The 15,672-nt window shown below is 68.0% G+C and carries 13 protein-coding genes; 5 read left to right on the top strand and 8 right to left on the bottom strand.

Going from position 1 to position 15,672, the window contains the following annotated elements; genetic code table 11:
- Nucleotides 1–32 precede the first annotated feature (32 nt).
- Together ACWCOP_RS12010 and ACWCOP_RS12005 are read left to right on the top strand one after the other, a co-directional pair.
- The gene (locus ACWCOP_RS12010; protein ID WP_478248525.1) at nucleotides 33–1,784 is read left to right on the top strand and encodes an ArnT family glycosyltransferase; all 1,752 of its coding nucleotides are present in this window, start codon (nucleotides 33–35) and stop codon (nucleotides 1,782–1,784) included.
- Complete coding sequence (locus ACWCOP_RS12005) at nucleotides 1,781–2,683, top strand: hydroxymethylglutaryl-CoA lyase (protein ID WP_478248524.1); 903 nt, start codon at nucleotides 1,781–1,783, stop codon at nucleotides 2,681–2,683. Before ACWCOP_RS12010 ends, ACWCOP_RS12005 begins: the two co-directional genes overlap by 4 nt.
- Here ACWCOP_RS12005 and ACWCOP_RS12000 read toward each other — a convergent pair.
- The 8 genes from ACWCOP_RS12000 to ACWCOP_RS11965 all read right to left on the bottom strand — a co-directional run bounded on the left by ACWCOP_RS12000 (nucleotide 2,680) and on the right by ACWCOP_RS11965 (nucleotide 12,421).
- Entirely contained in the window at nucleotides 2,680–3,534 is an 855-nt protein-coding gene (locus ACWCOP_RS12000; protein WP_478248523.1) for a glycosyltransferase family 2 protein, read from the bottom strand. The genes ACWCOP_RS12005 and ACWCOP_RS12000 overlap by 4 nt on opposite strands.
- Nucleotides 3,531–3,848: a membrane protein insertion efficiency factor YidD gene (yidD, locus tag ACWCOP_RS11995; RefSeq protein ID WP_478248522.1), complete on the bottom strand. Its 318-nt coding sequence runs from the start codon at nucleotides 3,846–3,848 to the stop codon at nucleotides 3,531–3,533. The genes ACWCOP_RS12000 and yidD overlap by 4 nt, the downstream gene beginning before the upstream one ends.
- A 154-nt stretch (nucleotides 3,849–4,002) precedes the next feature.
- Complete coding sequence (locus ACWCOP_RS11990) at nucleotides 4,003–6,405, bottom strand: transketolase family protein (protein ID WP_478248521.1); 2,403 nt, start codon at nucleotides 6,403–6,405, stop codon at nucleotides 4,003–4,005.
- A gap of 4 nt (nucleotides 6,406–6,409) precedes the next feature.
- The gene (gene ilvD, locus ACWCOP_RS11985) at nucleotides 6,410–8,098 is read right to left on the bottom strand and encodes a dihydroxy-acid dehydratase (RefSeq protein WP_478248520.1); all 1,689 of its coding nucleotides are present in this window, start codon (nucleotides 8,096–8,098) and stop codon (nucleotides 6,410–6,412) included.
- The gene (gene thrC, locus ACWCOP_RS11980; RefSeq protein WP_478248519.1) at nucleotides 8,095–9,387 is read right to left on the bottom strand and encodes a threonine synthase; all 1,293 of its coding nucleotides are present in this window, start codon (nucleotides 9,385–9,387) and stop codon (nucleotides 8,095–8,097) included. Before thrC ends, ilvD begins: the two co-directional genes overlap by 4 nt.
- Complete coding sequence (locus tag ACWCOP_RS11975; protein WP_478248518.1) at nucleotides 9,384–10,352, bottom strand: homoserine kinase; 969 nt, start codon at nucleotides 10,350–10,352, stop codon at nucleotides 9,384–9,386. Before ACWCOP_RS11975 ends, thrC begins: the two co-directional genes overlap by 4 nt.
- A gap of 4 nt (nucleotides 10,353–10,356) precedes the next feature.
- A complete protein-coding gene (locus ACWCOP_RS11970) occupies nucleotides 10,357–12,144 on the bottom strand; it encodes a homoserine dehydrogenase (protein ID WP_478248517.1) in 1,788 nt (595 codons plus the stop codon).
- Between the two features lie 127 nt (nucleotides 12,145–12,271).
- On the bottom strand, nucleotides 12,272–12,421 hold the full coding sequence (locus tag ACWCOP_RS11965; protein WP_478248516.1) for a hypothetical protein: 150 nt from the start codon (nucleotides 12,419–12,421) through the stop codon (nucleotides 12,272–12,274).
- Nucleotides 12,422–12,712: 291 nt separating this feature from the next.
- Here ACWCOP_RS11965 and ACWCOP_RS11960 point away from each other — a divergent pair, with 291 nt between their 5' ends.
- From ACWCOP_RS11960 to ilvG, 3 genes are all read left to right on the top strand, one after another.
- Nucleotides 12,713–12,844, top strand: coding sequence for a hypothetical protein (locus ACWCOP_RS11960; protein ID WP_478248515.1), 132 nt, complete (start codon nucleotides 12,713–12,715; stop codon nucleotides 12,842–12,844).
- Nucleotides 12,845–12,951: 107 nt separating this feature from the next.
- On the top strand, nucleotides 12,952–13,974 hold the full coding sequence (ilvC, locus tag ACWCOP_RS11955; protein ID WP_478248514.1) for a ketol-acid reductoisomerase: 1,023 nt from the start codon (nucleotides 12,952–12,954) through the stop codon (nucleotides 13,972–13,974).
- Nucleotides 13,975–13,977: 3 nt separating this feature from the next.
- Nucleotides 13,978–15,672 (top strand): acetolactate synthase 2 catalytic subunit, encoded by a 1,695-nt coding sequence (gene ilvG / locus ACWCOP_RS11950; protein ID WP_478250687.1) that lies wholly within the window; start codon nucleotides 13,978–13,980, stop codon nucleotides 15,670–15,672.

Below are 15,672 nucleotides of genomic sequence, written 5' to 3'. Positions count from 1 at the left end.
TTTTCCGCTGGCGCGAAAGGCTTCTCCCACACATGTCGCCGCTCGACAGCTGGTTCACGCCCTTCAGAGCCGCCCTTGCTGCGGCTTTTCTGGCGCTGGCCGCCGGGCTTGCGGGCGTTTTCACTTTGCCGGTGATCGACCGCGACGAGGCCCGCTACGCGCAGGCCACCGCTCAGATGCTGGAGAGCGGAAATTATGTGGAGATCCGCTTTCTGGACACCGCCCGCAACAAGAAGCCGGCAGGTATCCACTGGCTTCAGGCGGCGTCGGTGGCTGCGGTCTCCAGCGAGGCGGCGCGCGAGATCTGGGCCTATCGCCTGCCATCGGTGCTGGGCGCCATGCTGGCGGCGGCTTTCACCGCGCTCGCCGGTGCGCGGCTGTATTCAAGCGGGGCGGGTCTGGCCGCCGGCGGATTGCTCGGCGTTAGCGTGCTTCTGGGCGTCGAGGCGGGGATCGCCAAGACCGACGCCATGCTCACCGCCACAGTGGGGCTCGCCTTTCTCGCCTTCATTGCACTGCGCCAAAGTGCTGAGATCGCGGATCCGGCCAGGCGGCGCAATTCAGCACGGTTATGGGCGGTGATCTGGTGGGCGGCGCTGGGCGCCGGCGCGCTGGTGAAAGGGCCGGTGGCGCCGCTGTGCGCGGGCCTCGCCGTTGTCGTCTTGTGCGCGCTGGAGCGACGGATCAAATGGGCGCTTCCGCTCGCCTTCTGGCCGGGACCGCTTCTGGCCGTGCTCTTGGCGCTGCCCTGGCTGATCGCGGTGCAGATCGCCACCGGCGGCGGCTTCCTGGCTGAGGCGCTGGGTGGCGATCTGGGACCGAAACTGGTTTCCGGCGATGAAGGGCACGGGGGGGCTCCGGGGCTCCATCTTGTTCTTTTACCGTTGCTTTTCTTTCCAGGGATCGCGCTTCTACCGGCTGGACTCCGTGCGGCGGTGAAGGACTGGCGCGCGTCGTCGCTGCCCATCGCCCGTTCCGCGGGCCTGGCGGCGAAGCTGATCGCCTGTTTCGCCTTGCCCACCTGGATTCTGTTCGAGATTTTGCCCACCAAGCTGCCCCATTACGTGCTTCCGGCGTACCCGGCGCTGGCGGTTCTGGCGGGTCTGGGATTCGAGCGGCTGCGGGAGACGGCGCGGGTCTGGATTGTCGTGGGAACGGGGCTTCTGGTCCTGAGCGCGTTCATCTACGCGGCGGCCATGCGCTATGTGGCGGTGAACTTCGGCGGTCCGGAAGCCTTGGCCTACATATTCGGCGCGGTTCTGATTGTCGCCGCCGCCGCCGGGGCGGTGATGGTATGGCGACGCCGCGCCCTGGCTGCGCTCGCCGGCCTGCTGATGACCGGGCTGATCTGGCACGTCGCAGCGCGCGGCGTCGTGGCGCCGGGGGCGCAGGATCTGTTCCTCTCTGCGCCGGCCGCCGGCGCCGTGGCGGCCCTTCAGCGCGGGGGCGCGCCTGCGCCGTTGATCTCCAGCTACAGCGAGCCGAGCTTCGCCTTCCTCACCGGCGGCGATCTCACCCTCTCCAGTCCGGAGGAGATCGTGGCGCTCGCCCCCGACCCGTCCGCAGCGGCGATCTATGTGCTGGACGTCGCGCGCTGGTATGAAGGCTCCGAAAGTCTCGGAGACGAAGAGGTCCGCGCGGCGCAGTTCCAGACCCTGGTGAATGCGGCCTGCGCGTTCGAAACGGTGGACGGGATAAATTATTCGCGCGGCGCCGAGACCACGCTGATCGTGATCCTCACCGGCTGTCCGCGTGAGACTCAGACCGAAGGAGACGCCCCATGACGCGGCGCATCGAGATCGTCGAAGTCGGCCCGCGTGACGGGCTTCAGAACGACCCGGTCCTTCTGGACACCGGCGTGAAGCTGGACTTTATCGACCGCCTGATCGGCGCCGGGGTCTCGAGGATGGAGGCGGCGAGCTTCGTGAACCCCAAGCTCGTCCCCGCCATGGCCGATAGCGCTGAGATCATGGCGCGCGTGCCGCGTGGCGAGTGCGCCTATATCGGTCTGGCGCTCAATGAGCGTGGCATGCGCGCCGCCATTGAGGCCAAATGCGATGAGATCAATTTCGTGATGGTGGCGAGCGAAGGCTTCGGCAAGCGCAATCAGAACGCCACGCCGGAGGACACCGCCGACCTTCTGGACCGTATCGCCGTGCTCGCCCATGACGCAGGTATCCCGCTGTCGGCGACAATCTCGGTGGCGTTCGGCGATCCCTTCGACGGCGAGGTGGATATTGCGCGCGTCGCAGAGTTGGCCCGCCGGGCCGAGGCCGCCGGGGCGCGGGAGATCGCCCTTGGCGACACGATCGGGGTGGCGACGCCCTGGCATGTGACAAAGGCCGTGGAAGCGGTACGCGCCGCCGCGCCGAAATCGCGCCTTCGCCTGCATTTTCACAATACGCGCAACACCGCCATCGCCAATGTCTACGCGGCGGTGGAGGCGGGCGTCGACGTCATCGACGCCTCCACCGGCGGAATTGGCGGCTGCCCGTTCGCGCCAAAAGCCACCGGCAATGTCGCCACCGAGGACGTGGTGTATCTGCTGGAACGCGGCGGCTACGACACGGGCCTTGATCTGGACAGGCTCATCGAAACGGCGATCTGGCTGGAGGAGGTCGCGTTAAAGCACAAGACCTACTCGGCGCTCGCCAAGGCGGGCGGGTTCCCACCAGCGGCTTAGGCGACCTCCTGAGCTTTCGCCTGGGACGAAGCAAAGCGGCGCACCGCGCGCGCATACACCGCCGCATAGATCACCGGCGCCGTGAGCGCCGCCTTCAGCGGCCCCAGCGGTCCGCCGTGCCGGGAGAAGTAGCGCACCAGCCCGGCGGCCTTGTGGCGCTCGATCTTCAGCCGGCTCGCCGCACTGGTGGAGCCGATATGGCGCACTGCGGCGCGCGGCTCGAACATGACCTGTCCGCCGGCGCTGCGGGCGCGCTTGCATAGATCGATATCCTCCACATGGAGGAAATAGCCTTCGTCAAATCCGCCGAGCGCTTCAAATCCGCTGCGTGACATCAGCAGCGCCGCGCCCGAGATCGTCTCCATGGGCGTTGCGGTGCAAGGCATGGGTTCATGGTCGCGGCGAAAGCCGGGCCCGCCCAGAAAGCTCTGGATCGCCGCGCGCACGCTCAGCTCGCCGCGGCGCGAGCCGGGCTGCTCGGAGCCGTCGGCCTCCATGATCAAGGCGCCGACGATCGCCGGCTCCACCAGCCCGCCATGGGTTTTAACCAGCCGGGCCGCGACGCCGGGGCTAAGCATGGCGTCAGGATTGAGAAACAGGAGATAATCGCCGCTGCCCGCCTTCGCGCCGATATTGCAGCCCTTTGAAAAGCCAAGATTGGCGCGGGTGTTGACCAGCTTGACCGAGTCTTCGGCCGCAGCCAGGGCGGTGAGGCGCGCTTCGTCGGCGGGCGGGTTGTCGTGATTGACCACCACCAGCTCGTCCACGTCCGGCGCGTCCAGCACCGCGTCGATCGCATCAAACAGGACCGGCCCGGTGCGATAGCTGACCATGATCACCGACACGCTCATGCATCCGCCTCCTGCTGCTCGACGGGGCGGGCGGGCCGCTCCCGGAAGGCCCAGATCTTCCAGCTCGGAGCATCGGTCCTCGGGCGTGCAGGGTCATAGCCATGGGTGCCGCCGGGCCGGCAGCGCAGGATCCGCCCCAGAGCTAGCCAGCTTCCGCGCCAAAGCCCCTGATCGCGCACGCAGTCGGCGGCGTAAACAGAACAGGTCGGCGCATGGCGGCAGCGCACGCCGAGCGCATAGAACACCGGCGAGATCGCGTATTTATAACCAGTGAGCAGGGCGAGCCCGAAGCGGGCCGGCAGGCGGGCGAGCATGGGCGCGATCCTGAAGCGTGATCCGTTTATCGCCCGTCACGCGAAGCTCTGTCCAGCGCGAGGCTGCTCAGGCTCAGAGTCCCGCCGTTTGTCCCCAGCGGGCGCGTCGTCAAGAAGAGGCCGTCATGCGTGACCACGTGATCCGCCTGCTACTTCAGGGTAGAAACGCATCCTCGCAGGCCTGAGCGATGCGCGCGGCGCTGATGCCGTACGCGTCGTAGAGATCAGGCAGATCTCCGGTCTGACCGAACGTCTCCACGCCCAGGGCCGTGGTCTGGTGCCCTTTCACGCCGCCGAGCCAGGACAGCGCCTGCGGCGCGCCGTCGATGACGGTGACGAGCTTTGCGTCCGGGGCGAGCGGGGACAGGAGATGATCGATGGCGCTGGGGCGGGTCCATTCATCGCGCACACGCGATTTGCGTCCGGCCGTCCAGCCGCGATGGGCGCGGTCGGGCGAGGTGACGGCCAGAAGCCCGGCGCCGGGATCGATCGCCTTCGCCTCCTCCCAGGCCTCCAGCGCCTCCGGCGCCATGACGCCGGTGAAGCAGATGGCGAGCCTTGAACCCTGCGCAGGTTCGCGCAGCCAATAGGCGCCGTCGCGGATGGCGCCGTCTGGAACCGTGTCGCGCTTTTCCTGGGAAATCGCCCGGGTGGACAGGCGCAGATACACCGCGCCGCCGTCTAGCGCCTGCATATGCTCAAAGCCCCATTTCATGGCGGCGGCGAGTTCGTCGGCGTAGATGGGCTCAAAGTAGGTGAGCCCCGGCTGGGCCATGGCGATGACGGGCGGGTGGATGGACTGGTGCGCACCGCCTTCGGGGCCCAGCGTGACGCCTGACGGGGTCGCCACCACCATGAAGCGCGCATCCTGATAGCAGGCGTAATTCAGCGCATCGAGGCCGCGATTGATGAAGGGATCGTAGAGCGTGCCGATGGGCAGAAGCCGCTCTCCGAAGAAGTCATGGGCGAGGCCCAGCTGACCCAGTAAGAGGAACAGATTGTGCTCGGCGATGCCCAGCTCGATATGCTGGCCGTCCGGGCCCCGCCGCCAGATCTGGGCGGAGGGGATTTTCTCCGCCTTGAAGATGTCCTCGGCGATATTGCGGTGAAACAGCCGGCGCTTGTTCACCCAGCCGCCCAGATTGGTGGACACGGTGACGTCCGGCGAGGTGGTGACGATGGCGTCGGCGAAGGCGCCGCCCTGGCGCGCCACGTTGAGAAGGATCTTGCCGAACGCTTCCTGGGTGGACATGTGCGCGCCCGGCGGAACCGGCAGAGGCGGGACCGACACGGTGGGCGGGGCGGGCCGGTCTTCGGGCCGGCCCATGAAGGGCGCCGACTTGATGAAGTGGCGTGCGGCCTCCGCGCTGGTGGTGTCGCCGGCGGAGCGACCCGGCGCTTTCGCCGTATCATAGAACGTGGAGAAGGGCTCCCATTCAGACCCCTCGGCGACGCCCACGCCGGTCTTGAAGGTCTCCATCTGGGCAGGCGTAAGGAGACCTGCGTGATTGTCCTTGTGGCCCGCCAGCGGCAGGCCGAACCCTTTTACGGTGTAGGCGATGACGCATTGCGGATCGGGGTCGTCGCCGATGGCGGCGAACGCGTCCACCAGCGTTTCCATGTCGTGACCGGCGAGATTTGTCATGAGCGCGTGCAGCGACGCATCGTCATGGTCGTCCAGAAGCGCCTTGACGCCCGACGCCTCGCCGATCTCGGCTTTCAGGCGCTCGCGCCAGGCCGGGCCGCCCTTGAAGGTGAGGGCGGAGTAGAGCTGGTTTTCGCATTTATCGATCCAGTCCAGCACCGCCTCGCCGCCGGGCGCGCCGCGGATCGCCTCCAGCCGCTTGCCGTATTTCAGCGTGGTGACGTTCCAGCCCAGCGTGTCGAACATGCCGGAGATCTTCTTGAACAGGGCGTCGTTCACGACGCCGTCGAGGCTCTGGCGGTTATAGTCGATGATCCACCAGGTGTTCTGGATGTCGTGCTTCCAGCCGTCCAGCAGCGCCTCGTAGACATTGCCTTCATCAAGCTCCGCGTCGCCCACCAGCGCGATCATGCGGCCCTTGCGCGCGCCGGGATCACCGCGCCCGTGGGCGTGGACGTAATCCTGCACCAGCGAGGCGAAGAGCGTCGCCGCGACGCCGAGCCCCACCGAGCCGGTGGAGAAATCAACTTCCGGATAGTCCTTGGTGCGCGAGGGATAGGACTGCGCGCCGCCGAAGCCGCGAAACCGCTCCAGATTTTCCTGCGTCTGGCGGCCCATGAGATACTGGATGGCGTGGAACACCGGGCTGGCGTGCGGCTTCACCGCCACGCGGTCCTCCGGGCGCAGGACATGGAAGTAGAGCGCGGTGAGAATCGTCGCCAGCGAGGCCGAGCTCGCCTGATGGCCGCCGACCTTGAGCCCGTCGCGGCTGGGGCGGACATGGTTGGCGTTGTGGATCGTCCAGCTGGCCAGCCACAACACCTGACGCTCCAGCGCCTCCAGCGTCGCAAGGGTTTCAGCGCCCGCGCGGGCGCGAATGATGTCGCCGGTCGGGCTTGTCGTCTCGCCCATGGTCTCAGGCCTCGTCCCGGTCAAACGGGAAGCTCGTCACCGCACCTTCGCTGGCCGAGCCCACAAGGGCTGCGTATTTCGCAAACGCGCCCGAGCGATACCGCGGCTCCGGCGGGGTGAAGCCCTTCGCCATGCGCGCTTTCAGGTCGGCCGCCACGTCGATGCGGCGCCCGTCCACGTCGATGGTGATCACGTCTCCGGTCTGGATAAAGGCGATGGGGCCGCCGCGCGCGGCCTCCGGGGCCACATGGCCGACCATGAAGCCATAGGTCGCGCCGGAAAAGCGGCCGTCGGTGATAAGCGCCGTGTCGTCGCCCAGCCCGGCGCCCTGAATGGCGGCGGTGACGGCGAGCATTTCGCGCATGCCGGGCCCGCCCGCCGGGCCTTCGCCGCGGATCACCACCACGTCGCCCTTCTCGATCTCGCCGGCGTTGATGGCGGCGAAGCACGCCTCCTCGCCATCATAGACCTTGGCCGGGCCTTCAAATTTCAACCGGTCATGGCCGGCGAGCTTCGCCACGCAGCCCAGAGGCGCCAGATCGCCGTAGAGCACGCCGAACCCGCCGCGGCTTTTGAGCGGCTTGTCGGCGGAAAGGATGACGTCCTGACCGGCGGTTTCGGTTGCGCTGGCGGCTTCTTCAAACAGGGATTTGCCGGTAACCGTGGGCGCATCCTCAATCAGGCCGCCCGCCTGCAGGCGCTGGATCAGAAGCCGCGTGCCGCCGGCCGCGCTCATGTCCGGCGCCATGTAGCGGCCGCCGGGTTTGAGATCCGCGATCACCGGCGTCGCGCGCGAGATGGCGTCGAACTGGTCAAGATCAAACTCGGCCCTGGAGAGCCCCGCCTCGCGCGCAATGGCCAGAAGGTGAAGCACCGCATTGGTCGAGCCAGCGGTGGCCGTCACCGCCGCGGCGGCGTTTTTCAGCGACTTTGCTGTGACCAGATCGCGCGGGCGGATATCCGCCTGAAGCGCAGCCATCAGGATCTGTCCGGCCTCATAAGCGGTGGCGGGTTTATCGGGATGGACGGCGGGCACGTCGTTGAGGCCCATTGGCGAGAGCCCCAGCGTGGACAGCGCCAGCGCCATGGTGTTGGCGGTGAACTGGCCGCCGCACGCGCCGGCGCCGGGGCAGGCGGCTTTTTCCACCTTGTGAAGTTCGTCTTCGCTGATCTTGCCGGCCGCGCACGCGCCCACAGCCTCGAACACGTCCTGCACGGTGAGCGCCTTGTCGCCGAGCTTGCCCGGCATGATGGAGCCGCCATAAAGCACGACGCTGGGCAGGTTCATGCGCGCCGCCGCCATGGCCGCGCCGGGCAGCGTCTTGTCGCAGCCCACCAGAAACAGGACCGCATCGAGGCAATGGCCGCGCACGGCCAGTTCGGCGGAATCGGCCACGCAGTCGCGGCTCATCAGGCTGGCGCGCATGCCTTCAGTGCCCATGGCGATGCCGTCGGTCACCACGATGGTGTTGAACTCCACCGCCGTGCCGCCGGCCGCCTCGATGCCTCGGGCGGCCTCGACGGCCAGGTCCTTCAAATGCATGTTGCAGGGGGTGACGTTGGTCCAGGTGTTGACGATCGCCACCATGGGTCTGGCCATCCTATCATCGTCATAGCCCGCCGCGCGCAGCATGGCGCGGGCCGGGGCGCGCGAGGGACCTTCGATCAGGGTGCGGGAGGGGCGGCGGGTCATGCGTCGGCTTTCATGAACTGATCCAGTGCGGCGGCCAGCGCCGCCAGGTCCGGATTGCAGGGGTGCGAGCGGGTGGCGCGCGACAGCACGCTTTCAAGGGCGGGGCTCGGCGCGATTGTCCCGCCGATGATCGGCTCGACGATGTCGGCGAACTTATAGGCATGGGCGGTGGCCGCCACAATCCAGGGCGCGCGCCGGTCGGCCTCGCTCAGACGGGCGTGGGCCTCAAGCGCGCAAGCGGTGTGGGGGCAGGCCACATACCCGCTTTGGGCGTGCTCGGCGGCGATGCGCGCGCGGATCGCCTCGTCATCCACGCGCATCACCCGCGGCGGCGCGTCCACCATCTCGTCCAGGCGTTCAAAATTGCTGGGCGCGCCCACATCCATGGCGTTGGCGATGGTCTGCACCGAGGCGCGCGGATCATAGCGGCCGGTGGCGGCCCAGTCGGCGAGGGTCGCGTTGGCGTTGGTGGCCAGAACGATCTCGCCGATGGGCGCGCCGCAGGTGCGCGCCAGCGTCGCCGCGACGCCGTGGCCGAGATTTCCGGTGGGAAGGATCAGGCCGGGCCGCCGCCCGGTCCTGCCGAACACCCGCCGCGCCGCCCAGGTCAGATAGGCGGCCTGGGGCAGCAGGCGGGCGATATTGATGGAGTTGGCGCTGGTGAGGCGATGGCGCCGGTTCAGGGCCGTGTTGCTGAACGCCTCCTTCACCAGGCGCTGGCACGCGTCGAAATCGGCGCTGATCGTCAACGCCTCCACCGGCGCGCCCCAGCAGGTGAGCTGGCGCTCCTGAAACGCCGAAACCCGGCCCTGAGGATAGAGGATGACCGCGCGCACCCCGTCGCGGCCCTCCGCCGCGCATCCCACCGCGCCGCCGGTGTCGCCGGAGGTGGCGGCGAGCACGGTGAAGGGCTGGTCGCGATTCCCCAGACGGTCCAGGCAGCCCATGAGGAAGCGGGCGCCAAAATCCTTGAACGCGCCGGTGGGGCCGTGAAACAGCTCCAGCACGTGAAGGCCGGGCTTTCCTGAATCCGGCTGGATCAGCGGCACATCGATGCTGAATGCATCCGCGCACAGATCCGGCAGGGCGCCGGCCAGCGCGTCGTCGTCAAAGAAGGGGGCCAGGAACGCCGCCGCCGTCTCCGCCAGTCCGGCGCGGTCGGGCAGGGTGTCCAGTGAAGTCCGGGGCAGGCGCTCGGGCATGAAAAGCCCGCCATCGCCGGCTTGGCCGCGCATGATCGCCTCTGACAGGGAGACGGGGTTTCCGCCCCGCGTGGACTGGAGTTTCATGACGGGGCTGCCTCGACGACCGGCTCTTCAAGGCGCACGCCCGCGCTGTCGGGCGGCGCGCGGTAGGCCTTGGCGCTGCGCCCGGCGGCCTTGAAGGCGGCGAGCATGGCGGCCTCCACCGCGTCCGCGTCCGCGTCCTCGCTCCAGGCGAACACTGACGGGCCGGAGCCGGAGAAGGAGCAGCCAAGGGCGCCGGCGCTGAGCGCGGCGCGCTTCACCGCAGGAAGCTCCGGCAGCAGGAAACGGCGCTGGGGCTCGATCAATATGTCTTCCAGGCCCGCCCGTAGCAGGTCGCGGTCGCCGGTGGCGCAGCCCAGGGTGAAGGCGGCGATCCGGCGCGAGTGCTCCACGGCGGTCGACAAAGGAATCTGCGGCTTGAGCACGCCGCGCGCGGCGCGGGTCTCGATCTCGGCCTCGGGGTGGATGAGCACGGCCTGCAGCCCGGCGGGCACGGGAAGCTTGCGAATAAGGGCGGTCTCCAGCCGCGCGGCGATCACCAGGCCGCCGTGCAGGCTCGCCATGACATTGTCCCAGGGCGGCGGGTCGGCGCTCACGGTTTCTCCGGCAAGCGCGAAGGGCAGAAGCGCCGCAGTATCGAAGGGCGTGTCCAGAAGCGCATTGGCCGCCGCCGCACCGGCGACCGCCGAGGCCGCCGAGCCGCCCATGCCCGCCGAGAGCGGGATCTGCTTGTCGATGTCCAGACGCGCGCCGAAGCCGGCGCCCGCGGCCTCCAGCACGGCGTGGGCGGCGGCCAGCGCGGTGTTGCGGCTCACCTCACCGGGGAGCGACGAGACAATGCCGGTCACCGCGCCCAGGCGCACGCCGGGGGCGTCTTCGCGGGTGGCGGTGACGGTGTCGCGCAGGGCGTCGAAGGCTTGTCCAAGCACATCAAAACCCACCGCGACATTGCCGATGGAAGCGGGGGCGCTGGCGCGCGCACGGGCGATCATCGCGAACTCCTTCATGGCCCTACGCCCGGTTCAGCGCGGCCGCCGCGAGGCGAGGGGACACGCTCGCGGCGGCCGGCCTGCCGGACATCGCGCCATCTGACGCCCGGTGTCTTGCGATGTCCATGATGTCGGCGAAGACCGCTGCAGCCGTCGGCCAGCGCCCGGCGCCCTTGCCGTAAAGCGCGTGGACGCGGCCGGAGCTGGCGGTGATGAGGCAGCGGTTTTCCTCGTTCACCGCCCCGGCGAAGGCGTGGTTGCGGCTCACCGGCTCGATCACGATCTCGGCGTCGACGCCGCCGCCGGCGGTGCGCCGGGCGCGGGCGATCTGCTTGTACACCTTGCCGTCTTTCAGCGCCGCCGCGCTCATCTCGGCGGTGATCCGGGACAGGCTGGCCTTGGGGATGCGGCCGGGGGGCAGATCGGCGCCGAAGGCTTCGCGGATCAGGATGGACAGCTTGTCGGCGGCGTCGTGGCCGTCCACGTCGGCGCTGGGATCAGCTTCGGCGAAGCCCTTGGCCTGGGCTTCGATCAGGGCGGACTCAAAATCAGCGCCGGATTCAAGGCGCGACAGGATGAAATTCGCCGTGCCGTTCATCACGCCCTCCACCGCGGCGATGCCGCCGTGTTTAAGTCGTCTCACCGTCTCCACCATGACGACGCCGCCACCTACGGCTGCCGCGTACTCAAGGCGTGAGGAGCCCTTCGAGGCGCTGGCGTGAAGGGCCGCGTAATGCTTGGCCACCGCGGCCTTGTTGGCGGTGACCACGTCGGCGCCGGCTTCCAGGGCGCCCTGCATGATGGCGGCGGGATCATCGGCGCCGCCCATGACCTCCACCACAAGATCGGGGCCGCCCGAAAGCGCGCGGCCGATATCGGCGGTGAACAGAGCCCGCTCGTCGCCCTCGCGTTTTTCAGGGCGGCGCACCAGAACCGGGTTGAGTTCAAACAGATCGGGGCGCGCCTTCATATGGTCGAGCACCCCCGACCCCACCGAGCCGCAGCCCAGAAGCGCGACGCGCAAAGGCGGCTGCACCCGCGCCCGGCCCAGGACGGCCGGCCCGGCGCTGACGCAGCTGGCTTCGCCGGCGCCCATGGCGGCGACCTCCAGCTGCACGCCGGCGGCGCGGGCCGCTTCGATGGCCTTGGGCTGGATCAGCCCGTGGGAGCAGGCGAGCGCCGTGTCGTAATCCAGCCGGTCATAGCGTTTCGCCGACGGGTCTTTGGCCGGGTCGTCGGTATAGACCCCGTCCACGTCCTTGATCAGCCGGGCGCGCTGGGCGCCCGCCCTCGCGGCGAAGAACACGGCGGTAAGATCGGTGCCGCCGCGGCCCAGCGTCGCTGCGCCGTACTGTGCGTGGCCTGCGGTGAAGCCCGGCACCACCACCACCTCGTTTTGCTCAAGCGCTTCGGCCAGGGCGTCCTCGTCAAGGCGCGCAAGGTCGGCGTCCAGAGGGTCGCCTTCGGCCTCCAGCCCGATCTCATGGGGGTCGAGCACCCGGGCGCGAACGCCCATGCGCGCCAGAACCAGACCCATCATCGCCGCGGAGCGGTACTCGCCCAGGCGCGCCAGCTTGGCGGTCATCGCGGCGCTTGCGTCCGAACCCAGCTTTTCGGCCTGGGCCAGCAATTGATCGGTCTCGCCGAACAGGGCGGAGACGATCACGATCGCCTTCTCGCCCGCCCGCACATGACGATAAATCTCCGCACCTGCCTCGGCGTAGGAGGTCTCGGTCGTCAGCACCGATCCGCCGAATTTGAGGACGCACAGGCGCCGGTTCTGGGCGAGATCATTCGGGGCGGAATTCATGGCGGGAGATCCTTCGGTCGCCTTGGGGTCAGTCTTGAATTTGCGTGATCAGGGTCTGGATTTTGCACAAGAAAAAACCCGCTTCCGGAGCCGGGAGCGGGTTGGATCGGGTTGGTGTGGAGGTGGTCTACCTCAGCCCGCGCCGTCCCGCTCCCCCGGTAAGGAGAGTGGTGATGATGTCGGTGGTGATAATGGTCGTGACGGTGACGCGCGCGATCACGGTCGCGGCCGGAGCTGCGGCGGTCATCACATCAAGCTGGGTCGCCGAAGCGGCCATGTCACTCTCCACATGCGAGGCGCGCTGTTCCTGCGCTGATGGGGCAGAGTGACGTTGGCCCGGACGCCGCGTCAACACCATACCTGTTGCGCAAATGCATCATTTTTGCGCTGCAGCTGCGAAAACACAGAGTCAAAACATTGAAATATATAGCCGAAAATTTTTTTCATACGTCCGGACAAATAGCGGGTTTACGGCGAACCGCTTTCCCCCGTAACGTTCTCGGGTCGTCGTCGAGCCGCCGCAAGGGCGTCCCGGCGTAAAAGTTCGGCCCGCCGAAGGGACAAGAGCATGCGTAACGCGAACACCATTGCGAAGACCAAGCAGCGTGACGACCGGGTGGTCGTCGCTGTGAGCTCGCTCGTCCTTCTTACCGTCCTCGTCCTTATTCTCTCCATACCCGGAGCGGCGGCCCCTGTCTGACGGATAACAAAATCCTCCAAGACGCCAAGGACCCCCGCTCCAGCCCGGAGCGGGGGTTTTTCTTTGCGTCCCCGGAGGATCCTCACATCGCCACGGAGACCAGAACAATGCCCACCACGATCTACACCGACGACGACGCCAGCGCCGAGCACCTGACCGGTCCCGTCGCAATCATCGGCTATGGCAGCCAGGGCCGGGCCCACGCCCGAAACCTGCGCGATTCCGGCCATACGGTGATCGTCGGGGCCCGTCCGGGCGGCAAGGCGGAAAAGCGCGCCGCCGCCGACGGGTTTGACACCTTCACCCCGGCCGAGGCTGCAAGAAAGGCGGGCACAATTGCGCTTCTGACCCCGGACATGAGCCACAAGGCGGTCTACGAGCAGGACATTGCGCCGAATATGGCGGCCGGCGCCACGCTGATGGTGGCTCACGGCTTCTCGATCCATTACGGCCAGATCCGCCCGCGCGAGGATATCGACGTGATCCTGGTGGCGCCCAAGGGTCCCGGCGATCTGGTGCGGCGCGAATTTGAAATCGGGCGCGGCGTGCCCAGCCTCTTCGCGGTGCATCAAGACCAAAGCGGCAAGGCGCGCGAGACCGCGCTGGCCTATTGCAAGGGCAATGGCGGCACCGCCGGCGGCGCCATCGAAACCACCATCGCCGAGGAGACCGAGACCGATCTGTTCGGCGAGCAGGCCGTGCTGTGCGGGGGCGCGACCGAGCTGGTGACCGCCGGCTATGAAACCCTGGTGGAGGCCGGTTATCAGCCTGAAATCGCTTACTTCGAATGCCTGCACGAGCTGAAGCTGATCGTCGACCTGATGTATGAGGGTGGCATCACGCGCATGCATGACTTCATCTCCGAGACCGCCAAGTACGGCGATCTGGTCTCCGGTCCGCGCGTCATCAACGCCGAGACCCGCGCGCGCATGAAGGAGGTGCTCACCGACATCCAGTCGGGCGCCTTCGCCCGCGACTGGATCCTGGAGAACCAGGCCGGCAAGCCGCAATACGAAGCCCTGCTGCGCGCCGACATGGAGCAGGAGATCGAGAAAACCGGAGCGCGGCTGCGCGCCCGCATGGCCTGGCTGAACCCCGGCGCAAATAGCGGCAAGGCCGCGGCGGAGTAAATGATGACCGCCTTCGCCCCAAGGTCCGCCGCCTCCGCATCGACGCCCATGACGGGCGCCGCCGCGGTGGTGCGCGCGCTGGAAGACGCCGGGACCGACACGATCTTCGGCTATCCCGGCGGCGCCATCATGCCGGTCTACGACGCCCTGCCGGGCTCGAAGATCCGCCATGTCCTGGTGCGCCATGAACAGGCGGCGGCGCTTGCCGCCGACGCCTATGCGCGCGTCACCGGCAAGGCGGGGGTGTGCCTGGCGACCTCGGGGCCGGGGGCGACCAATCTGGTGACCGGCATCGCCAACGCCTTCATGGATTCAGTGCCCCTGATCGCCATCACCGGCCAGACCCCGACGCCGCTCATGGGCACCGACGCGTTTCAGGAGATCGACACGTTCGGCATCACCATGCCGATCACCAAGCACTCCTTCGTGGTGCGCGATCCGGCCGACATTCCGCGTATCTTCGCCGAGGCTTTCGATCTGGCCACAAGCGGGCGTCCGGGCCCGGTGCTGATCGACCTGCCCAAGGACGTCACGCAAGGCGCCTTCCCGGCGCACCGGTCCATGCAAGCCGTGGCCGGATCCCCCGTCCCGCTGCCGGCGCAGGCCATGATCGAGCACGCCATGGCGTTGATCGAGCGGGCCGAACGCCCGGTGCTCTATATCGGCGGCGGGGTGGGCATCGCCCGGGCCGAAGCGGCGCTGCGCAGCTTCCAGAAGCGGACCGCGATCCCGGCTGTGGCGACGCTGAAGGGTCTGGGCGCGATCCCCACCGATCATCCTGATTTTCTGGGCATGCTGGGGATGCACGGCACGCGCGCGGCCAACCATGCGGTGCATGACAGCGATCTCTTGATCTGCGCCGGCGCGCGCTTTGACGACCGGGCGACCGGCAAGCTGGACACCTTCGCGCCGGGCGCAAAGATCATCCACATAGACGCCGACGCCAGCGAGATCTCCAAGCTGCGCAACGCTGACGCGCCGCTGGCCGGCGACATGGCCGCGATCCTGGACGCGCTGCAGCCGGCCGCGCCCGCCATCAAGGCCTGGCGCGAGACCTGCCGCGCCAACGCTGTGAAATGGGCGATGGACTATGACGCGCCAGGCAAGGGCGTGTTCGCGCCCGCGTTGCTGAAGGAAATCTCAGAGCGGGCGGGCGACAAGTTCATCGCGGCCTGCGATGTGGGGCAGCACCAGATGTGGGTGGCTCAGCATTGCCGGTTCTCGCGGCCCCAGGCCCACCTGACCAGCGCCGGTCTCGGCACCATGGGATACGGCGTTCCCGCCGGTATCGGCGCCCTGTTCGCCGAGCCGGACTCCACCGTGGTCACGGTCACCGGCGACGGCTCGATCATGATGAATATCCACGAGCTGGCGACCCTGATCCGCTACCGCGTGCCGCTGAAGATCGTGCTGCTGGACAACGCCCAGCTGGGCATGGTGCGCCAGTGGCAGGAGCTGTTCTTTGAAGAGAATTTCTCCGAGATCGATCTGTACGACAATCCCGATTTCGCCGAGCTCGCCCGGTCCTTTGGGCTGGAAGCGTTCACCATCGACCGCCGCGACGAGGTCGACGGCGCGATCGACCGCCTGCTCGCCGCCAAGGGTCCGATCCTGATGCATGTGCGCATCGACCCCAAAGAGAACGTCTGGCCGCTGGTGCCGCCGGGCGCGTCCAACGCCGACATGATGGAGGCCTGA

Source organism: Apolloniradiicaulis salifontis, assembly GCF_053756655.1.
This window is presented reverse-complemented; position numbering and strand designations above follow the sequence as displayed.